Below are 21420 nucleotides of genomic sequence, written 5' to 3'. Positions count from 1 at the left end.
TCGAACTTGCCTTGGCTGCTCCCTTTTATGAAGTTACAAGATTATTTTATATAGTTTTTTTGAAAAAGCAAGTAAATAAAATGCAACTTCACAAAAAAATAATAAGAGCGCTTTCACGACTGGCCTCACTCACATCTCATGATGTGTTTTCGATCGGCTCGTCGAGTAAACGATGTGGCCATCGACGATGGTCATAATCGGCTTTGACATGTAGTCGAGCGGGAAGTGACTCCACAAGACAAGGTCGGCATCTTTGCCGATTTCGAGCGAGCCGATGCGGTCGTCTACTCCAAGCGATTCGGCCGGATGGATCGTGATGGCGCGGAGTGCGACGTCGACCGGAAGTCCTTCGCGGGCAGCAAGACCGGCGCAAAGATTTAAATATTGAACGGGCGTATAAGGATGGTCCGTCGTGATCGAGACGATCATATCGTGTTCATGTAAAATTCGGTACGTCTCCCATGTTTTGTTCTGGAGCTCAATTTTCGATTTACGTGTGAACGTCGGACCGACGGTGACATGTTTGACACCGAGTTCGCGTAACTTTTCAGCGACGAGATGTCCTTCCGTACAGTGCTCGATCCGATAATCGAGGTCGAACTCTTGCGCGAAGCGGACGACCGATAAAATATCGTCGGCGCGGTGGGCGTGGACCCGGATTGGCATCTTGCGGTCGAGGGCGAGTTGAATCATCTGGCTGCCGAACGTGCCGATCGTCTTCGTCGAGTCGACGGTCCGGAACGCTTCACGCAATAATCCCATGATCCCCATGCGGGTCAACTCACCGGATCTTCCCATACTGTGGACACGCTTCGGGTTCTCTCCGAGCGCAAGCTTGAGACCGGCATAACGCCGAAGTACCATGTCCTCGATGAAGCGGCCGTGCGTTTTAATGACACTCGTCACCCCGCCGATGACGTTCATACTGCCGGGCATGACTTGAACGGCAGTGACTCCGGCCATGAGCGCCTCTTGAAACCCTTCATCGAGCGGATAGACGCCGTCGATGGCCCGAGCGTGCGGCGTCATCGCCTCGACGGTCTCGTTTGCATCGTTTCCGACTGAACCTGTCCCTTCGTCATACAGTCCGAGGTGGGTATGGGCATCGATAAACCCTGGGAATAAGAAGTTGCCTTCGGCTTCGATGACCGTTTCTCCGTCGAGCGGGTCCAGCAAGTCTGCCATTTCGATGATTTTGCCGTCTTTGACGCGCAAATCTCCGTAAAAATGTGGGGCAGTGATTGGATAAATGTGGGCGTTACGAATTAACAAATTACTCACGTGCTAGCTCCTTTCAAATCAAATGAAGTAGTTGTTTCAAAGCGGGTTCTAACGTTTCGTAACGGAAGCGGAAACCGTGATTGAGTGCTTTCGTCGGGACGACTTTCGCCCCTTCAAGGACGATGACACTCTTCTCTCCGAGCGCGAGCTTGAGGAGCGGTGCTGGGGCAGGTGCCCAATGCGGGCGATGCATCACGCGTCCGAGCGTTTTTCCAAACTCATTCATCGTGACGGGCGTCGGTGCCGTGCCGTTGACGGGGCCTTCGATGGAAGTCGTCTCAATGACATGGACAAACAGGCGAACGAGGTCGTCCAAATGAATCCACGGTACCCATTGCTGTCCTGAGCCGAGCCGTCCTCCGACACCGAGCGTGTACGGCAGTTTCATGAGCGGGAAGGCACCGCCGTCATTCGATAAGACGACACCGGTCCGCATCGTGACGAGGCGAATTCCCATGTCTTTGACCGGGGCCGCCTCTTTCTCCCACAACACACAGACGTTGCCTAAGAAGTTGGTCCGGTCCGGGAGTGGGGTCGCTTCGGAATACGTGATGGAACGGTCTTCCCCGTAAATTCCGATGGCGGATCCGCTGATGACGACGCTCGGCTTGCGTTTCATATTTTTAATGATCCGAACGACTTCTTTCGTCCCGTCGATTCGGCTTTGAAGAATGGCTTGTTTCTGTTTATGTGTCCAGCGTCCATCGTTGATGGAGGCGCCAGCCAAATGGATGAAGGCGTCGACGTCTTGCAACTCGGACTCAGGATGGCTGTCAGGAGTCAACCATTCAACGAACGAGATCCCTCCTTGTCGCGGGCGCGGGCGGCGCGTCAATACGACGACTTGATGTCCGGCCTCGGCGAGCGCGCGGACGAGCGGGCGACCGATTAGTCCGGTTCCGCCGGTGATTGCAATTTTCATAAGTCTCCCTCCAGTATATTGAAGCGATTTCAAAACGGGTATGAGTTCCATAAAGAAAGCGGACCGTTCGTATTGTGAATACCCTTTCTTCTAACTTATCAAAAATCCTGCTCGAAAGGGGAACGTGATATGTTAGAAGCAGGAAATGGAGGGATTTCGTGAAAATTGCCAAGTTTACGACCCAGAAGAAAAATAAAGACCGGCTCAACGTGTACGTCGAAAAGGACGGGCGTGAGGAGTTTGCGTTCGCCATCGACCTCGACGTCTTCATCAAATATGAATTGACGAAAGGGATGGAGCTCGAAGACGACTTCGTCCGTGACGTTCTTCAAGCCGAAGAAGAACAAAAAGCATATAAAGCGGCCGTCAATTATTTATCGTACCGAATGCGTGCCGTTTCAGAGGTGCGTGACTACCTCGTGAAGAAAGAGATAGATGAGGCGGCCATCAAGCGCGTCATCGAGCGATTAATCGAACAGCGCTACTTGAACGATGCTGAATTTGCCAAAGCCTACACCCAGACGAAGTTCAATACGAGTCCGAGCGGACCGGTCAAAATCAAACGAGAACTCACCCAGCTCCGAATCGACGCTGACATCATTGAAGAAGTCATCGGCGCAATTTCGCACGAAGACCAGCTTGAAAAGGCCGGAAAATTCGTAAATAGGAAACAAATGGAAACAAATCGCCGTTCTGCCACAGAAGTGCAACAAAGAATTCAACAAACCCTAATGCAAAGGGGATTTACGTTTGATATCATTTCAGAGGCGATTCTCACGTTTTGGGAGAACGAGGATGAGGACGTTGAACTTTCGGCTTGTTTGACACAGGCGGAAAAATTAAATCGGAAGTTCAGTGGATATGCCCCATATGAGCGGAAACAGCGGATGAAGATGCAGCTTCGACGCAAAGGTTTTCCATATGAGGTGATTGATCGGGCTTTAGATCGACTCGCTGAACAAGAGTCATAACGGGAGATTCATTTACGGTAGGGGAAAAATCTGAAAAGGTGGGTCTACATTGACGATTTTTGAATGGATTACAGCACTCATGCCGATTGTGGCAGTGCTCGTATTATTGGTCATTATGCGTTTACCGGCGTCGGTCGCGATGCCGCTCTCGCTCGTATTGACGGCAGGACTGGCGTTCTTCGTCTGGCAACTCGATGCGACACGGATTATGGCGGCGACGTTACAAGGACTCGTGATCGCCGTCACGACGGTCTGGATTGTGTACGGTGCGATTGGGATGATGAATACGATGAAAGAGGGCGGCGGTATGAACGCGATTCGCTCTGGATTCGTTAACATCACACCGGATCCCCGGATTCAAGTGCTCATCGTCGGCTGGTTGTTCGTCTCATTCATCGAAGGTGCTTCGGGCTTCGGGACACCAGCTACGGTTGCGGCGCCACTGTTGATCGCCCTCGGCTTTCCGCCGATTGCAGCGGTCGTCATCGCTTTATCGGCCGACGTCTCGGCGGTCACGTTCGGTGCGGTCGGCACACCAGCTTTAATCGGAATTGGGAACGGGCTGTCGCTTGACGTCAATCAACCGGAAACGATCGAGTTTTTGACAAGCGTCGTCTTACAGACGGTACTCATCGACATGTTCGTCGGTTTGTTGATTCCGTTTATCTTGATTTTGATGCTGACCCGATTCTTCAGCAAAGAGAAGTCAATCAAGCCGGCGCTCGAAGTGTTCCCGATTGCCATTATCGCGGCACTCGTTTACAGTATCCCGGCCTACATTTGGACACTCATCCTCGGATTTGAATTCGGGGGCATGCTCGGCGGGTTGACGGGTCTCGTCATCCTCGTCGCAATGGCACGCAAAGGGATCCTCATGCCAAAACGGGTGTGGACGTTCGATGGTTATGCCGATGAGATCGAGCAGCCGCTTGAGAAGCCGTCTGTCGGTAAAGGCAAACGTGAACTTCCGCAGTGGAAGGCGTGGGCACCATATTTGATTTTGACGATTTTCCTCGTGTTGACACGGACCGTGCCATTCTTGAATGAATTGGCACGTAGCGTCCGCATTGACTTGCCAAACATCATCGGGGTCGAAGGAATCTCGACGTCGTGGGAACCGTTCTATTCGCCAGGGTTCATGTTCATCTTGACGATGATTGCGACATTCTTCCTCCACAACATGAGCTGGTCACAAGTGACTTCGGTCTTTAAAGCGACGACGCTCGGTGTCGTCGGGACGGCCATCACGCTCGCTGCGTCAGTGCCGATGGTTCGAATCTTCATTCACTCAGAAAATGGTGGAGCTGGCCTGGCTTCGATGCCGGTCGAACTCGCCACGGCTGCAGCCGATACGTTCGGCGGTGTCTGGCCGCTCGTCGCACCATGGATTGGGGCGCTCGGCGCCTTCGTTTCCGGATCGGCCACGTTCTCAAACATGATGTTCTCAAGTTTGACGACGAATGTTGCCGAATCCGTTGGTTTGAACGAGACGCTCGCGTTATCGATGCAGATGGCAGGAGCCAACGCTGGTAACATGATTTGTGTCTTGAACGTCGTCGCGGTCGCCTCGGTCGCAGGTCTTCTTGGGAAAGAAGGAACGATCATTCGCTATACGCTCATGCCGATGATTTACTACGTGACGGCGACAGGTCTTGTTGGCTTGATGCTCGCCACCTTCTTCTTGTAAAAAAGTTACAAATTATTTACGACAATAATATTGACAATTTTCTGAACAGTCTGCTAAGGTTTTAGTAGATTTTCAAACTATGAACAGAGAGGAGCCAGCATGATGAAGTACATCCCAACACTACAACGCACACACACAACATCATATGGCTACTCGTATTTGACTGCGTAATTTGGCAGCTGGATAGGGGTAGTGTCCTTTCCCTGACCATGCAAAAGACTGAAGACTCAGAAGCGTACTTCATCCGATTGGTTGCACAATCAGGTGACGTGCGCTTTTTTTGCGTGCGCGGAAAGGACGGAAGGGGGAATCAGTCATGAAACTGATTAAACAACTAGATTGGTTTATTAAAAGACAGAAGCGGACGTATATCGTCGCCATCATCCTGCTCATCATCACCGGCGTCGTCGATATGCTGCCGCCATGGATTATCGGACAGGCGATCGATGCCATCCGCGAAGGGAGCTTGACGACGGAACGTCTCGTCATGATCGTCGGATCATTGCTCAGTATCATGGTTTTATCATACGTCCTTTCGTATGTATGGATCGCCCGTCTGTTTGGGACGGCGTTCCTGCTCGAGAAAAAATTGCGGGCCCGTTTCTTCGGCCACTTGCTCCGGCAGACACCGCGCTTCTATCAACAGCACCGCACCGGGGATTTGATGGCGCTCGCGACGAACGATTTGAAGGCAGTGGAACGGACGGCCGGGTTCGGCGTCATGACGCTCGTCGACTCGTTCAATATGACGCTCATCGCCCTCACGATCATGGGCGTGTTCATCGATTGGAAGTTGACGCTCGCCGCACTCTTGCCGATGCCGCTTCTCGCCTGGTCGATGAATAAGCTCGGACGCCAAATCCATGCTCGCTTCACAGCGGCACAGGACGCGTTCGGCGTGATGAACGACCAAGTCGTCGAATCGATTTCAGGCCTTCGGGTCGTCCGTTCGTTCGTCCAAGAAGAGGCGGACACGAAGAAATTCGACACGATCACCGACGACGTGATGGCGAAAAACATGCACGTCGCGAAAATCGACGTCTTGTTCGAACCGGTCATTAAACTGCTCGTCGGCTTGAGCTATTTGATCGGTTTGTCGTTCGGAACGTATCTCGTGTTCACGAACGACATCACACTCGGACAGCTCGTCTCGTTCAACATCTATCTCGGGATGCTCATTTGGCCGATGTACGCGTTCGGGGAACTGATCAACGTCGTGCAACGGGGGACGGCCAGCCTTGAACGAATCGAGGCGACGATGAACGAGACACCGGACGTCGTCTCGACCGGCACGGTCGAAGTCGGCGTCCCGGAGAAAATCACGTTCAAATCACTATCGTTCCAATATCCAGGATCGACCCGAGCCTCGCTTGAAGACATCGTCTTGCACGTGTCGCGTGGCGAGACGATCGGCATCGTCGGACCGACCGGGGCCGGGAAGACGACGCTATTGCGTCAAATGCTCCGCGAGTATCCGATCGATGACTCGCTACTCGTCAACGGGGTCCCGATTCACGACATCAAACTCGATACCGTGCGCGGTTGGAGCGGTTACGTCTCGCAAGAACATTTGCTGTTCTCGAAAACGGTCCGTGACAATATCTTGTTCGGCTCAAACGATGCGACGGAACAAGACCTTGAAACGGCGATTCGACTTGCGGCGTTCGATACCGATATCGAGCATTTAGAGAACGGTCTCGACACGGTCGTCGGGGAACAAGGGGTCATGCTCTCGGGTGGCCAGAAACAACGGCTCTCGATTGCCCGCGCTCTCTTGAAAGACCCAGAGATCCTCTTGCTCGACGATTCGCTTTCAGCGGTCGACGCCAAGACGGAAGCACGCATCATCGATTCGGTCCGGACGAGCCGGGCCGAACAGACGACGTTTATCGTCGCGCACCGCCTGTCCGCTGTCGCCCATGCCGACCAGATTCTTGTGCTGCAAGACGGTCGCGTCACAGAGCGGGGCACACATGACCAACTGATGGAACGACGCGGTTGGTATTATGAACAATACGTTCGACAAGGAGAGTCGGAGTAATCCGGGAAAGGGGGAATCTCTCATGATCGATCAATACGAATTAGATCCAGTCCGCAGGAAAAAAACGATCCGTTCACTCGTCGGCTATGCCAAACAAGTGAGACGCTCGATTTTCCTCGGTTTGACCTTACTATTTTTAGCGGTCGGCGCCGAACTAGCCGGACCGTATATCGCCAAAATTATCATCGACGACCATATCGTCGCCATCGAGCGCGATTGGGTTCAAGTCGAGTCAGGCGGGAGTGTCGACTTTGACGGCAACTCCTATGAAAAAGAGACACGGCTCGACGGAGAGACCGTCGTCCGACCTGTCTCGATCGTTCAGACGACGGACGGATACTATCTCGTCCCAGACGCTGTCATGAGTGGTGGGGTACGTGAAGTCGAAGACGGCGTCCTCACCATCACACGGAGCGAGGAATCAGCGACGTACGACAATATCGTGCCGCTCTCCTCGACCGATGTGTTTCAATTTTATGAGACGGATCTTCAGGCCGTGCTTATGTTATCTGCCTTGTACGTCGTCTTGCTTCTTATCGCGGCCGGTTTGAACTGGGGGCAACAGATGCTCCTCCAGCGATCGGCCCATAAGATTGTCAAAACGATGCGACTCGACGTCATGCGGCATTTGCAGACGATTCCGGTCCGCTACTTTGACCAGACACCGATCGGGAAAATCGTCAGCCGCGTCACGAATGACACTGAGACGATTCGCGACCTATATTTGGGCGTGCTCGCACGCGTCTTCCAAAGCGTCGTCATGATGATTGGTGTCCTGATTGCCATGTTCTTCTTGGACGTGCGCCTCGGTCTCGTCTCGCTCATCATCATCCCGGTCGTCATCGTCTGGATTAAGCTATTCCAACGCCTGTCGACCCGAAACAACTTCCGTGTCCGCGCCCTCGTCGCGGATATGAACGCCCAATTGAATGAGAGCATCCAGACGATGCCGATCATTCAATCGTACGTCAAAGAAGATCTCGTCTATGACGAGTTCAACGAGAAAAACAGCGACAACTTCCAAACGAGACGGAAACTGCTCAAACTGGATGCGCTCATGTCGCACAACTTGGTCAACTTCTTCCGCAACATGGCGCTCGCCTTACTCATCTGGGTCGTCGGTGCGCAGACGCTTGGAACGGGCAGCGTGCTCACGCTCGGGATTTTATACGCCTATATCGATTACGTGTCACGGATCTTTGAGCCGGTCACACAAATCATGAACCAACTGTCCCCGCTCCAACAAGCGCTCGTCTCGGCAGACCGGATGTTCCAACTGCTCGACGAGAAAGGGGAAGACGTGTCCACGGAACGGATTGCACGCTTTAAAGGCGAGGTCGCCTTCGAGGATGTGTCGTTCAGCTATGAGGCCGGGAAACCGGTGCTTCAACACATCGATATCCATGCGGAACCGGGTGAGACGGTGGCGCTCGTCGGTCATACGGGCAGCGGCAAGAGTTCAATCATGAACCTGCTCATGCGCTTCTATGACCCGTCAGAAGGAACGCTCAACATTGATGGCATGGACGTGACGAAACTGCCGACGCAAGCCGTCCGCGCCCATCTCGGTATCGTGCTCCAAGACCCGTTCCTGTTCACGGGCTCGATTCGGACGAACGTGACGCTCGGTGACGAGACGATCTCGGACGACCGGATTTGGCAAGCGTTGACGGCGGTCGGAGCCGATCGTTTCGTCAAACAGTTGCCACACGGAATAGACGAGCCGGTCATCGAACGCGGCGCCTCGCTTTCGAGCGGAGAGCGCCAGTTGATCAGTTTCGCCCGTGCCCTCGTCTTCGACCCAGCCATCCTCGTCTTAGATGAGGCGACGGCAAGTGTCGATTCGGAGACAGAAGCGCTCATCCAAGACGCGCTCAAGACGCTCACATACGGGCGGACGACGTTCGTCATCGCGCACCGTCTCTCGACGATACGGGAAGCGGACCAAATCCTCGTCCTCGATCACGGTCACATCATCGAGCGAGGCAACCATCAATCACTCATCGCTGATGGCGGGGTCTACGCCCGGATGCATGAGTTGCAAAGTAAACAACAAGCCATCAGTTGAGGAGGTCTTATGGAGATTATCGGAAAGCATAACCGGGCCAAAGTGTTCAATGAACGGATTGACGATACGACGCGGGCCCAAATCCAAACACTTGTCGATCAACCGTTCACGCGAGGCGCCTCGATTCGAATCATGCCGGACATGCATGCCGGCAAAGGATCGGTCGTCGGGACGACGATGACGATTCACGACAAGGTCGTGCCGAACCTCGTCGGCGTCGACCTTGGGTGTGGCATGCTCTGTACGGAAATCAAGGTAAAGCGCATCGACTTTCAACGGCTCGACGACGTCATCCGCCAATTTGTACCGAGCGGGATGAACATCCGGGATACAGCACACTCTTACGCGTCTGAGCTCCCGCTCGAAGATGTGCGGGCGCCGTATAAGCTCGACCGGGCCCTCCGCTCGGTCGGCACGCTCGGTTCGGGCAATCATTTCATCGAAGTGAACCGGGACGAAGCCGGACGCACGTTTCTCGTCATCCACTCCGGCTCACGCCACCTCGGTGTCCAAATCGCTGACCATTATCAACAGTTGGCGGTCGAGCACATGATGAAGACGGTCGACATTCGAGACGAGATTGAACGGAGGAAGGCAACGGGGCGGCAGCAAGACATCTCGGCCTATCTCGAGACGGAGCGCGAGGCACGGAAACGTTTCCGCGACCTCGCCTACGTCGAAGGGGAAGCGATGGAAGACTACATGCACGACGTGCGCATCGCACAGCAATATGCGGCCGCCAACCGTCTCGCCATGACCGACGTTATCGTTGAGGCGATGAACTGGAACGTCGTCGACCAATTCGATACGGTCCACAATTATATCGATCACGACGCGATGATGCTTCGGAAAGGGGCCATCTCGGCGCGGAACGGGGAGCGGGTCATCATCCCGATGAACATGCGCGACGGCTCGCTCATCTGTACCGGGAAAGGCAACCCGGATTGGAACTACTCGGGTCCACATGGCGCCGGTCGGGTCATGTCACGCTCGGCAGCGCGGAAACGGGTTGACTTCAAAGAGTTCAAACGATCAATGGAAGGGGTTTGGTCGAGCTCGGTCCGGCCGTCGACGATTGACGAATCACCGTTCGTCTATAAGTCGATGAAGGAAATCGTCCGCTATATCGAACCGGCCGTCACGATTGATCAAGTCATCAAACCACTGTATAACTTCAAGGCGAACTGAAAGGGCGAATTCAGTTTCGCCTTTTTCTTTTCCGCGAAAAATCTGATACGCTACAAGAGAGGTGAGCGAAATGGAAAAACGATTGAGTGATTTATCAAAATATGAACTCGAACAAGAGATTCGGGCGCTCCATGAACGGAAGCGGAAAGCCGAGCAGATGGGCATGGTCAGTGAGATCGAGGTCGTCTTGCGACGGATCGCGATTGCTGAGAGTTATTTGATTGACCCGAAGTCGTTCAAACCGGGGGCGACGTACATCGTCAACTATAATGACCGCCCGTTCCGCTTGAAGTTCGTGAACGGCGTCATGGGCTGGGGGACGTTCGAAGGGGAGACGGCTGAACATGCGATTCCGCTCTCGGAGTTGTCGGAGGTGAACGCATGACCCGGACCGAACAATACGAGCGCTTGGCACACATCTTGAAACAGAAAAATGATGTCTTAAGCGACGTGGAGGCGTTGACGTGGGTCGAAGTGCTGTGGGAGGACTTTGAGACGACACTCGCCCGGGCCGGAGAACCATATCCGGGAGAAGCAAAATCGTTCCAGTATGTCGTGCAACAGATTGATGCGTACGGACCGCAACTCCACTTGTTTCAAACGAAAAATGAGAAGTTCAAGCACTTGATGTCCAAGCGCGACCTTCATTGAAAAATCACGCCATAATCGGCGTGATTTTTTGCTTGCAAACAACTCACAATCCGTTATAATAAAGGTCGCTATTAGTTCGTTTCATAGTTAAGTATTTATAAACTTTCTTTAGTTGGAATCATCTTTCACTAAACTTGAGACGAGGCCGAAAGGAGGGAATGTGACTTGGACGTCGGTCAAAAAATCAAACGGCTCCGCGTCAAGAAGGGCTTGACGCAAGAAGAGCTGGCCGAACGCACGGATTTGAGTAAAGGGTATATCTCTCAAATCGAGCGTGATTTGAGTTCACCTTCGCTTGAGACATTATTCGACTTGTTAGAAGTACTAGGTTGCTCACCGAAAGAATTTTTCGATGAAGAGATCTTTCAAAAGGTAAGTTATAGCGAAGACGACCGGACCGTGTATGTGGATGAGGAACGAAAATACCGGACCGAATGGCTCATCCCGGAATCGAACGAAAAAGAGATGGAACCCATTTTACTAACGTTCTCGAAGCAGGGCGAGTTCAAACGATATGAGCCGTCGCGATCGGAGACGTTTGTCTATGTCCTATCGGGGCACATCGCGCTAAAACTTGGCAATCATACGTACTTCGCCAAGACCGGAGAAACACTCTATTACGTCGCCTCCGATTCGCATCAACTCGTCAATGACTACGACGGCGAGAGTGAATGTTTAATCGTCGCGACCCATTCATATTTATAAGGGAGGAACCGAAATGAACCCAGAAACGATTATCCGCTTTGACAACGTGTCGAAGCGTTACGATGACACCGTCGTCTTGGAAAACATTAGCTTTGAGATTGAACGAGGGAAGTTCTATACGTTGCTCGGACCGTCTGGATGTGGGAAGACGACGATTTTGCGTCTGATCGCAGGTTTCACGGATGCGACAGAAGGCGATATCCAGTTCAACGGGAAGCGCATTAACGACGTCCCAGCGAACAAACGTCAAGTGAACACTGTGTTTCAAGACTATGCGCTCTTCCCGCACTTGAACGTGTTCGAGAATGTCGCATTCGGTCTGCGCATCAAAAAGATGAAAGAAGCGGACGTGAAGACGAAAGTCGAACAAGCGCTCAAATTCGTCAACTTGAAAGGGTACGAGTCACGTGAAATCGATGAGATGTCAGGCGGGCAACGACAGCGTGTCGCCATCGCCCGTGCCATCGTCAACGAACCGGAAGTCATCTTGCTCGATGAGCCGCTCTCGGCGCTCGATTTGAAGCTCCGGACGGAGATGCAATATGAGCTTCGTGAATTGCAACAGCGTCTCGGCATCACGTTCATCTTTGTCACGCACGACCAAGAAGAAGCGCTCGCCATGTCGGATGAGATTTTCGTCATGAATAACGGAAAGATCGTCCAAAGCGGGACACCGACCGACATTTACGACGAGCCAATCAACCGTTTCGTCGCTGATTTTATCGGAGAGTCGAATATCGTACCGGGCGTCATGCCAGAAGATAACATTGTCACGTTCGCCGGGAAGACGTTCGATTGTGTCGACCAAGGGTTTGATCGCAATGAAAAAGTCGAAGTCATCATCCGTCCGGAAGATTTGGAGATGACGTCGGTCGACTCGGCGAAACTCGTCGTCGATGTTGACTCGCAACTGTTCCGCGGCGTCCACTATGAGATTTGCTGCTATGACCAAGAAGGGAACGAATGGCTCGTCCATTCGACGAAAAAATCGGTCGTCGGCTCAAAAATCGGCCTCACGTTCGATGACGAGGCGATTCACGTCATGCGCTTAGGGGAGACGGAGGAAGAGTTCGACCGTCGTCTCGAGTCCTATGAGGAGGTCGCTCATGAATCAAACTAGTCAAACCGCGAAGACGGTCTATTTGACGACCTATTGGTTATGGATCGCGCTGTTCGTCATCGCGCCGCTCCTGCTCGTCGTCTATTACTCGTTTTTTGATATCGAAGGGAACTTGAGTTTAGAGAACTATCAGATGTTCTTCACGTCGACGTATTTGACGATGACGTTGTCTTCCTTCTGGTATGCGTTCTTGATCACGTTCTTCTCGCTGTTGATCGGGTATCCGACCGCCTATTTATTGACGAAGACAAAGCATAAGCAACTTTGGCTTTTGCTCATCATTTTGCCATCATGGATCAACTTATTGCTTAAAGCCTATGCATTCCTCGGAATCTTCGGGACGTACGGCATCACGAACCAATTTTTAGAGGCGATTGGCATCGGGACACAACAGATTTTGTTCACGGATTTTAGTTTCGTGTTCGTGTCGGTCTATATCTTCATCCCGTTCATGATCTTGCCGATTTATAACGCCATTGAAAAGCTCCCGCCGTCGCTCGTCTATGCGTCGCGTGACCTCGGGGCCTCGAACTGGACGACATTCCGCCGGGTCATCTTCCCGCTCACGCTCGACGGCGTGAAGTCAGGGATTCAAATCGTCTTTATCCCGGCATTGTCACTGTTCATGATCACCCGACTCATCGCCGGAAACCGAGTCATCACGCTCGGGACGGCGATTGAACAACAATTCCTCGTCACGCAGAACTGGGGCATGGGCTCGACGATTGCCGTGTTCTTGATTTTGGCGATGGTCCTCGTCATGGTCATCACGCGTGACTGGGGCGCGAAAGGAGCGGTGCGTCGATGAAACCGAAAAAATTTAAATTAGCCAACCTCTATTTGATGGCGGTGTTCTTCATCCTCTACGCACCAATCATCTACTTGGTCGTCTACTCGTTCAACAGTGGCGGGACGATGAGTAACTTTGAAGGCTTCACGCTCGACTGGTACAAGTCGCTCTTTACCGACACCCGCTTGCTCGTCATCGTCTTGAACACGATTGTCATCGCTCTGCTGTCGGCGACGATCTCGACCGTGCTCGGCGTCATCGGCGCGCTCGCCATCTATACGGCGCGGCAACGCTTCACGAAGACGTCGCTCTTGTCGCTCAACAACGTGTTGATCGTCAGTCCGGACGTCATCATCGGGGCGTCGTTCCTCATCCTGTTCACGATGCTCGGGATTCAGCTCGGTTTCTACTCGGTGCTATTGGCGCATATCGCTTTCTCGGTGCCGATCGTCGTCATCTTGGTCTTGCCGAAGCTGCAAGAGATGAGCCCGACGCTCATCGATGCGTCGCGTGACCTCGGCGCGAGCACGTGGGACGTGTTGACGAAAGTCATCTTGCCGTATATCACACCGGGCATCTTCGCCGGGTTCTTCACGGCGCTCACGTATTCGCTCGATGACTTTGCCGTCACGTTCTTCGTGACCGGCAACGGCTTTACGACACTTGCCGTCGAAGTCTACTCACGGGCTCGCCAAGGCATCTCGCTCGAAATTAACGCTTTATCAGCCATCTTGTTCTTGTTCACACTCATTCTCGTCCTTGGGTATTATGTGCTTGCCCAACGCGGTGGTAAAGCGAAGGAGGTAAGACGATGAAAAAATTGGTCATCATGTTGACGGTGCCGGTCCTCGTCAGTGCCGCTCTTTTGCTCTGGGTGTATCAAATCAATATGGCGCAAGGGTTTGGCGGCGATAACACGCTTGTCGTCTACAACTGGGGCGATTACATCGATGAAGACTTGATTGGCGAGTTCGAGGAAGAGACGGGTTTGAAAGTCATCTATCAGACGTTCGATTCGAACGAGGCGATGCTCACGAAAATCGAGCAAGGCGGTACGGCGTTCGACATTGCGGTCCCGTCGGATTACGCCATCAGTAAAATGATCGAAGAGGACCTGCTCTTGCCGATCGATTATGACAAGCTCGAGAACTTCGATAACATTGACCCACGTTTCCTCGACAAGTCGTTCGATCCGGGTAACACGTACTCGGTCCCTTACTTCTGGGGAACGGTCGGTATCGTGTACAACCCTGAGCTCGTCGACGGTGAGATTACGTCATGGAACGACCTATGGGACATGCCGCTCGAGAATGACATCTTGCTCGCAGACGGGACTCGTGAGGTGATGGGCTTCGGTCTGAACTCGCTCGGTTACTCGCTCAACACGACGGACAAAGACGAGTTGCTCGAGGCGGAGAAAAAGCTCGAGACGCTCTGGCCGAACATCAAAGCGATCGTCGGCGATGAAATCAAGATGCTCATGGCCAATCGCGAAGCGGCCGCGGCCGTCGTCTGGTCAGGTGACGCCTCCGAAATCATGTACGAGAACGAAGAGTTGACGTACGTGATCCCAGAGGAAGGGACGAATCTCTGGTTCGACAACCTCGTCATCCCGAACACATCGAAAAACGTCGAAGGCGCGCACCAGTTCATCGACTTCATGCTTGACGCGGAAATCGCGGCCCGCAATACCGACTATGTCGGCTATTCGACACCGAACGAAGCGGCACTTGAATTCTTAGATGAAGAAGTGACGTCAGACGAACGTTTTTATCCGTCAAAAGACGTGACAGATGAGCTCGAAGTGTATGAGAACTTAGGCAAGCGCATGAACGCGTACTACAACGAACTCTACTTGCGCTTTAAAATGCAAAGTAAATAAAAAGAGTCCCTCTCACCGTGAGCGGGACTTTTTTGGATGGGGCGGGGAATCACGTCACCCGTTGCTTGGCCGCAATATGGGCCTCCTTGACGGCTTCGTCCGCAGATGCGAATTGGAGCAGGTGCTCGTAGATGGCCGTCTGTTCCGCCAACGTCAACCGGGCCTCACCTGGCAAGGCAATCTGCTGTTTCCATGTCTTCCGGTTCAATACGGGAACGTCCGCCACGTCGATGCGCTTCAAGGTCGACCGGTCGCTGAAGACGATCCAAGAGTGGAGCAGACTCCGCTCCACAGCAAGCGTTTGTTCCATCGCTTTCATATGCAACTCGTTTTGTTTAATCGGATTGAAAAAGCGGAACTTCTTTCGATTCGGCATCGACTGCGTCCAGTGCCGTTCTTGTTCATGTCCAAAAATCCAGCCGCTATAATTTTTCGATTCAATCACGTGGACACCACTCTGGTTGATGAACACCACATCGATTTCAGTCGTACGCTCTCGGCTCTTTGGATGGGGCAAATATAGATTCGTCAAGATGAAGGGGTTCGGGACGCGCTCCTCGATGGCGGCGACACATAAATACTCGCCGTATAAGCCGGTGTCTTGAACGACTTTGAAATAGCTGTGTCCGGTCTGGGCGTAATAGCGGCTCCGTTTATAGCGCTTGACCTTCGTATACAACATACCGCCAAGCACCAGGAACAAAGGACCGAATAGACTGACCAATGAAATCAACATTCCGTTGAACATGCTCGTTAGAAGCTCGGACATAGGCTGCCTCCTTTCGTGTCTCTCTTAACTATATCGAACAGAGAGGATTTTTAGGTTGATTTTTGGGGATAATTGGAAATGTGATTTTAAGAAAAAGATGTCTATTGATTGAAAAAAGACCAGCCATCGAGATGACTGGTCTTCTACATTCAGCTTTGATGCAACTCGGCCCGTTCTTCGTCCGTGAACACGCGGGAACGACTTAAAAATCGTTTTCCTTCCACGCCCTCGACCGAGAACATGCCGCCCCGGCCCTCGACGACGTCGATGATGAGCTGGGTGTGTTTCCAATAATCGTATTGCTTCTCGTGCATATAGAACGGACACCCACCAATCTCACCGAGCAGGACGTCATGATCCCCGATCATGAACTCATCTTGGGGGAAACACATCGGGGAGCTCCCGTCACAACAACCGCCCGACTGGTGAAACAAGAGCGGTCCATGTTTTCGTTTCAGCTGTTCGAGGAGCGCAAGCGTGGCGGGGGTGGCCTCGACGCGATTCACCATCTCAGAAGAACCCGAGTTTTTGTTCGCTATAGCTGACGAGCATGTTTTTCGTCCGTTGATAATGGTTGAGCATCATCTTATGGTTCTCGCGGCCAATCCCAGACATCTTGTATCCGCCGAACGCGGCATGGGCCGGATATTGGTGATAGCAGTTGATCCAGACGCGACCCGCTTGAATCTCGCGACCGAACCGGTAAGCCCGATTCATGTCACGGGTCCAAACGCCGGCGCCGAGTCCATATAACGTGTCATTCGCGATGGCGAGCGCCTCGGCATCGTCCTTGAACGTCGTCACCGACAAGACCGGTCCGAAAATCTCTTCTTGGAAGATACGCATCTTGTTATGGCCTTTGAAGATGGTCGGCTGCACATAATAACCGTCAGCGAGTTCGCCGTCCATCATGTTGCGTTCACCGCCGATGAGGCATTCCGCACCCTCCGACTTTCCGATCTCCAAGTACGACAAGATTTTTTCCATCTGCTCATTTGAGGCTTGGGCACCCATCATGACGTCAGGGTCGAGCGGATTTCCGAGTTTGATCGCTTTGACCCGTTCGAGGACGCGTTCCATGAATGGCTCATAAATCGACTCGTGGATGAGCGCGCGTGATGGGCACGTGCATACCTCGCCTTGGTTCAAGGCGAACATGACGAGTCCTTCGATCGACTTGTCAAAGAAATCATCATCGGCGTCCATGATGTCGGCAAAGAAGATGTTCGGCGATTTGCCGCCGAGTTCGAGCGTGACCGGGATGATGTTTTGTGAGGCATACTGCATGATGAGTCGACCTGTCGTCGTCTCACCCGTGAACGCGACCTTATCGACGCGGTCGCTCGACGCGAGCGGTTTGCCGGCCTCGAGTCCGAACCCGTTGACGATATTCAACACGCCTGGCGGGAGCAAGTCTTCAATCAATTCCATGAGCACCATGATGGAAGCAGGCGTCTGTTCAGCTGGTTTCAACACGATACAGTTTCCGGCAGCAAGAGCCGGCGCGACTTTCCAGACCGCCATCAAAATCGGGAAGTTCCATGGGATGATTTGGGCGACGACACCGAGCGGTTCATTGAAATGATAAGCGACCGTGTCGTTGTCGAGTTCACTGATACCGCCTTCCTGTGACCGGATGACGCCCGCAAAATAGCGGAAGTGATCGATGGCGAGCGGGAGGTCGGCGTTGAGCGTCTCGCGGACGGCTTTCCCGTTCTCCCACGTCTCAGCGTAGGCGAGCATCTCAAGGTTCTCTTCCATACGATCGGCGATCTTATTTAAAATGACAGAACGTTCGGTGACCGACGTTTTGCCCCAGGCGTCTTTGGCGGCATGGGCCGAATCTAAGGCGAGTTCAACATCTTCTTTCGTCGAGCGGGCGACTTCACATAAAACTTTACCATTTACCGGAGAGGTGTTCTCAAAATATTCTCCCCCTGCAGGCGCGGTCCACTTTCCGTTGATGTAGTTCTCATAGCGGTCTTTAAAATGAACTTTCGTGCCTGTCGAGTTTGGGACTTCATAAATCATGGTCGTTCCTCCCTTTTCCGTAAAGTATAGGGATTCTATGTATGCGCTTACATTTTACTGTAAGTCAACAGCTCCCTTTTTTCATCGTAACGGGTGGGTGTGATAAAAGTCAAAATTTTTCGACAATAATTTGTCACATTTAAACGGAAATGTTTTGAAGTCAAGATTTGTGGTAAACATCATATTAGCATCAATTTTAAATCGAAGGAGTGGACGTAATAATGGCAAAAACATATCAAGTCGACCCGGCACACAGTTCGATTACATTTACGGTCAAGCATATGATGATCTCGAAAGTAAAAGGGGAGTTTAAAGATTTTCACGTCGAAGCGAACGGACAACCGGACGATCTCGCGAACGCCCGCGTGAACGTGACGATCAAGGCGGCATCGATCGATACGAATAACAGCGATCGCGACAACCATTTACGGTCCGGAGACTTCTTCGATGTGGAGCAACACGAGGACATCGTGTTCGAGTCGACATCGTTCCGCTCAAAAGGCGGCGGTGAATTCGAACTGACCGGGAATTTGACAATTCGCGGGACGACCCGGGAAGAGACGTTCGAAGTCGAATATGAGGGAAGTGCAAAAGATCCATGGGGTAACATGAAGCACGCCTTCACCGGGGACGGGTCGATCAACCGGGAAGATTACGGATTGACGTGGAACCAGGCGCTCGAAGCGGGCGGCGTCCTCGTCGATAAAAAAGTGAAGTTTGACTTTGAGCTCCAGTTCACGGAGTCGGAGGCATAAAAAAAGTCGCTCTCGCGAGCGACTTTTACTGTTCGTAGGCCAATTTCTTTTGTAAGCTCTCTTCGCTGAACACCCAACCGGTGAACGAAGACAACACTTCGTTTGACACTTCATCGACGATGACGACGGCGACGAACGGATAAATGTCTTTCGAAAAGTAGCGCAAGTTCGTGAAGCGATATTCAATCATGCCATTGTGGCGTGTGACCGTATACGTGTGAATCTTCGAAAACTCAAGGAACGATTGAAGATCCGCATTTTTACGGGCCTCCACGAAGTGAAGGTCATCTTCCCCAGGCATCGGCTTGTCACGGAAACGACCACATTCGATGACCGTCCCTTTTTTTACTTTGACTGCTCCTAAACCGTTGCGGAATCGAACGGCGACGTGCCAGTCATCCCAGCCGATACCCGGCGAGATGAACAGCTCGTGGGCGCCGGCGAAGTGACGGGCGACCGTGGCGAGGGCGCGATTACGCAATTTGAACTGGATGGCGTAATAGCTGATGACGAGCGCAATGAGCAGTGCAAAAATCGGGACAGTCGCCCCTGTGATAAGCCATAATACATATGCGCCGTAATAGGCAGAGAACAAATACGGATCGAACGTCCCGATGACGCCCCAGCCAATCCATTTCTTCGAAAATGGTTGGAGGGCTTGCGTCCCGTAGGCGTTGAACAAGTCGACCGTGACGTGCAGCAACACGGCGATTTGTGCCATGACCCATAATGAGGCAGGGTTGACGCCAAGCGCGAGTCCGATGACGGCGCTGACGATGATTGGCCAGGCGAGGAGTGCGGTGATTCCATGTGAACGACCGCGGTGCTGGCGTAAATACGTGCTATTTCCTTTTAGTTTGAAGACCGTGTCAAAGTCCGGAGCATGCGAGCCGACGAGAGCCGTCGCTGTCATGGCTAGAAACATTTGTGCGTCGCCTGACACCTCTGGGCTGAGGGTCGCGATTGCACTTAAACCAAGTCCCATCCCAATGTGAGTAGCAGTATCCAATGTGCTTCAGCACCTCCATAAGTAGAAAAAACGGCGTTATTTGATCCATTTCATCATACAATATTTTTAAAACGAGGGGAAACGAAATGCTCGATGTTGATAAATTGTTCACAAATTATAATATTCAAGAATTTAACACAAATTTAGTGACGTGGTTCAATCGCGAAAAGCGAGATTTGCCGTGGCGTCACGGGAAAAATCCGTATCGCGTCTGGGTGAGTGAGGTCATGCTCCAACAGACGCGCGTCGATACCGTCATCCCATACTATAACCGTTTCATGGAGCGCTTCCCGACGATTGAGGCATTGGCAGCGGCCGAACCCGATGAGGTCGTCAAATATTGGGAAGGACTCGGTTATTACTCACGGGTCCGAAACCTTCATCAAGCCGTCCGGGAAGTCGTTGCCGTGTACGATGGCATCGTCCCCGAGGAAAAAGAGCGGTTCGAAAAACTAAAAGGCGTCGGGCCGTATACGACCGGGGCCGTGCTCTCGATTGCCTACAATCAGCCGGAACCGGCCGTCGATGGCAACGTCATGCGCGTCATGTCCCGTCAATTCGGGATTTATGACGACATCGCCATCCCAAAAACGCGGAAATTGTTTGAGCAAGTCGTGCGTCGACTGATGGACCCGGCGCATGCCTCGGACTTTAACGAAGGCATCATGGAACTTGGGGCGACGGTATGTACGCCGAAAAACCCGATGTGTTCGCTTTGTCCCGTTCAAGACGATTGTTATGCTTATACCCATAACGTTCAAGATGAACTCCCGGTCAAGACGAAAAAAGGGGCGGCTCGGATTGAAATGTATGATGCGCTTTATTGTCGACAAGAGGGCCGCGCAGCGTATATGAAGCGACCGGAAACAGGTCTTCTCGCTGGAATGTGGCAATATCCGCTTACAGACCGGGGAACGGGGGAACAGTTAAACGGAACCTATGTTGGACAAGTGAAACATGTGTTTTCCCACATTGTCTGGTACATCGACTTATACGAAGTCGAGACGTTACCGGCAGGGGAATGGACTTGGCTCGACGAAGAGGCACGGGACGTGGTGACCGTATCGGTCGCCCAACAAAAATTAGAGCAGATGGCAGGTGCAAAAGATGAGACAGTTTGACGTACGAACACCATATGACACATCCGTTGACACGCTTTGGACGCTGCTTCAAGATGCTTCGCTCTTATCAACACTGACATCGTTCCCGAAAGTGACGCTCCTTGGGGATGGGGCATCGGTCGAGGGGAATCTCGTTCAATTGCGGGTTGGTGTCGGTCCAGTTTCATTACCGTGGAACAGTGCCATCACCTTGACCGGGAATTACGCTTTTTGTGACCAAGGTGTGAAGTTGCCGTTTCCGTTCCGTCGCTTCAGCCATGTCCATCGGGTCGAACAAGTCGGAGGACAGGCTGTCATGGTCGATGAGGTCACATTCGATAGTTACGTACCGACCGTCCTTGTCGAATACTTCGTGCTTCGACCGATGTTCAAAGCGCGAGCCAAAGCATTCCAAAAAACACTAAATTCGTGAAAATAAGAGATTTCCTT

At 52.4% G+C, this 21420-nt stretch carries 21 protein-coding genes; 15 read left to right on the top strand and 6 right to left on the bottom strand.

Features of this window, described 5'->3' with window-relative positions; translation table 11 throughout:
* Positions 1-129 precede the first annotated feature (129 nt).
* Together KNP75_RS12885 and KNP75_RS12880 are read right to left on the bottom strand one after the other, a co-directional pair.
* A complete protein-coding gene (locus KNP75_RS12885; RefSeq protein WP_034781007.1) occupies positions 130-1281 on the bottom strand; it encodes an amidohydrolase in 1152 nt (383 codons plus the stop codon).
* Positions 1282-1294: 13 nt separating this feature from the next.
* Complete coding sequence (locus KNP75_RS12880) at positions 1295-2203, bottom strand: TIGR01777 family oxidoreductase (protein WP_215190593.1); 909 nt, start codon at positions 2201-2203, stop codon at positions 1295-1297.
* Between the two features lie 158 nt (positions 2204-2361).
* Between KNP75_RS12880 and recX the strand changes: the two genes are divergently transcribed.
* The 12 genes from recX to KNP75_RS12820 all read left to right on the top strand — a co-directional run bounded on the left by recX (position 2362) and on the right by KNP75_RS12820 (position 15306).
* The gene (gene recX, locus KNP75_RS12875) at positions 2362-3174 is read left to right on the top strand and encodes a recombination regulator RecX (protein ID WP_034781003.1); all 813 of its coding nucleotides are present in this window, start codon (positions 2362-2364) and stop codon (positions 3172-3174) included.
* A 49-nt stretch (positions 3175-3223) separates the two neighbouring features.
* On the top strand, positions 3224-4861 hold the full coding sequence (locus KNP75_RS12870) for an L-lactate permease (protein ID WP_052090274.1): 1638 nt from the start codon (positions 3224-3226) through the stop codon (positions 4859-4861).
* Between the two features lie 316 nt (positions 4862-5177).
* A complete protein-coding gene (locus KNP75_RS12865) occupies positions 5178-6902 on the top strand; it encodes an ABC transporter ATP-binding protein (protein ID WP_034781002.1) in 1725 nt (574 codons plus the stop codon).
* Between the two features lie 22 nt (positions 6903-6924).
* Complete coding sequence (locus tag KNP75_RS12860; RefSeq protein ID WP_215190592.1) at positions 6925-8970, top strand: ABC transporter ATP-binding protein; 2046 nt, start codon at positions 6925-6927, stop codon at positions 8968-8970.
* A 9-nt stretch (positions 8971-8979) separates the two neighbouring features.
* A complete protein-coding gene (locus KNP75_RS12855) occupies positions 8980-10158 on the top strand; it encodes an RtcB family protein (RefSeq protein WP_215190591.1) in 1179 nt (392 codons plus the stop codon).
* 70 nt (positions 10159-10228) lie between these two features.
* Positions 10229-10543 carry a YfhH family protein gene (locus KNP75_RS12850; protein WP_034780998.1) on the top strand — a complete coding sequence of 105 codons (315 nt, stop codon included), beginning with the start codon at positions 10229-10231 and terminating at the stop codon, positions 10541-10543.
* Positions 10540-10809: a YfhJ family protein gene (locus KNP75_RS12845; RefSeq protein WP_034780997.1), complete on the top strand. Its 270-nt coding sequence runs from the start codon at positions 10540-10542 to the stop codon at positions 10807-10809. Before KNP75_RS12850 ends, KNP75_RS12845 begins: the two co-directional genes overlap by 4 nt.
* A 165-nt stretch (positions 10810-10974) precedes the next feature.
* Positions 10975-11514, top strand: coding sequence for a helix-turn-helix domain-containing protein (locus KNP75_RS12840; RefSeq protein ID WP_215190590.1), 540 nt, complete (start codon positions 10975-10977; stop codon positions 11512-11514).
* Positions 11515-11527: 13 nt separating this feature from the next.
* The gene (locus KNP75_RS12835) at positions 11528-12634 is read left to right on the top strand and encodes an ABC transporter ATP-binding protein (protein ID WP_034780995.1); all 1107 of its coding nucleotides are present in this window, start codon (positions 11528-11530) and stop codon (positions 12632-12634) included.
* Positions 12621-13442 (top strand): ABC transporter permease, encoded by an 822-nt coding sequence (locus KNP75_RS12830; protein ID WP_034780994.1) that lies wholly within the window; start codon positions 12621-12623, stop codon positions 13440-13442. Before KNP75_RS12835 ends, KNP75_RS12830 begins: the two co-directional genes overlap by 14 nt.
* On the top strand, positions 13439-14239 hold the full coding sequence (locus KNP75_RS12825) for an ABC transporter permease (protein WP_034780992.1): 801 nt from the start codon (positions 13439-13441) through the stop codon (positions 14237-14239). Before KNP75_RS12830 ends, KNP75_RS12825 begins: the two co-directional genes overlap by 4 nt.
* On the top strand, positions 14236-15306 hold the full coding sequence (locus KNP75_RS12820) for an ABC transporter substrate-binding protein (RefSeq protein ID WP_138859911.1): 1071 nt from the start codon (positions 14236-14238) through the stop codon (positions 15304-15306). Before KNP75_RS12825 ends, KNP75_RS12820 begins: the two co-directional genes overlap by 4 nt.
* A 49-nt stretch (positions 15307-15355) precedes the next feature.
* Here the strand turns inward: KNP75_RS12820 and KNP75_RS12815 are convergent, their stop codons facing one another.
* The 3 genes from KNP75_RS12815 to exaC all read right to left on the bottom strand — a co-directional run bounded on the left by KNP75_RS12815 (position 15356) and on the right by exaC (position 18106).
* Entirely contained in the window at positions 15356-16075 is a 720-nt protein-coding gene (locus tag KNP75_RS12815; protein WP_215190589.1) for a nuclease-related domain-containing protein, read from the bottom strand.
* A gap of 149 nt (positions 16076-16224) precedes the next feature.
* Complete coding sequence (locus tag KNP75_RS12810; protein ID WP_214793294.1) at positions 16225-16584, bottom strand: DUF779 domain-containing protein; 360 nt, start codon at positions 16582-16584, stop codon at positions 16225-16227.
* A 1-nt stretch (position 16585) separates the two neighbouring features.
* On the bottom strand, positions 16586-18106 hold the full coding sequence (exaC, locus tag KNP75_RS12805) for an acetaldehyde dehydrogenase ExaC (RefSeq protein ID WP_215190588.1): 1521 nt from the start codon (positions 18104-18106) through the stop codon (positions 16586-16588).
* Between the two features lie 221 nt (positions 18107-18327).
* Here exaC and KNP75_RS12800 point away from each other — a divergent pair, with 221 nt between their 5' ends.
* Positions 18328-18861, top strand: coding sequence for a YceI family protein (locus tag KNP75_RS12800; protein ID WP_034780985.1), 534 nt, complete (start codon positions 18328-18330; stop codon positions 18859-18861).
* A 25-nt stretch (positions 18862-18886) separates the two neighbouring features.
* Here KNP75_RS12800 and KNP75_RS12795 read toward each other — a convergent pair whose 3' ends face one another.
* Positions 18887-19870 carry a metal-dependent hydrolase gene (locus tag KNP75_RS12795; protein WP_034780983.1) on the bottom strand — a complete coding sequence of 328 codons (984 nt, stop codon included), beginning with the start codon at positions 19868-19870 and terminating at the stop codon, positions 18887-18889.
* An 86-nt stretch (positions 19871-19956) separates the two neighbouring features.
* Between KNP75_RS12795 and mutY the strand changes: the two genes are divergently transcribed.
* Together mutY and KNP75_RS12785 are read left to right on the top strand one after the other, a co-directional pair.
* Entirely contained in the window at positions 19957-20991 is a 1035-nt protein-coding gene (gene mutY, locus KNP75_RS12790) for an A/G-specific adenine glycosylase (protein ID WP_214797567.1), read from the top strand.
* Positions 20978-21403: an SRPBCC family protein gene (locus KNP75_RS12785; protein ID WP_034780979.1), complete on the top strand. Its 426-nt coding sequence runs from the start codon at positions 20978-20980 to the stop codon at positions 21401-21403. The genes mutY and KNP75_RS12785 overlap by 14 nt, the downstream gene beginning before the upstream one ends.
* Positions 21404-21420: the final 17 nt, after the last annotated feature.

It is taken from the genome of Exiguobacterium sp. s6 (assembly GCF_018618155.1).
GTDB classification, from domain to species: Bacteria; Bacillota; Bacilli; order Exiguobacteriales; family Exiguobacteriaceae; genus Exiguobacterium; species Exiguobacterium mexicanum_A.
The sequence above is the reverse complement of the archived record's forward strand: the minus strand, read 5'-3'. Positions and strand labels throughout refer to the sequence as shown.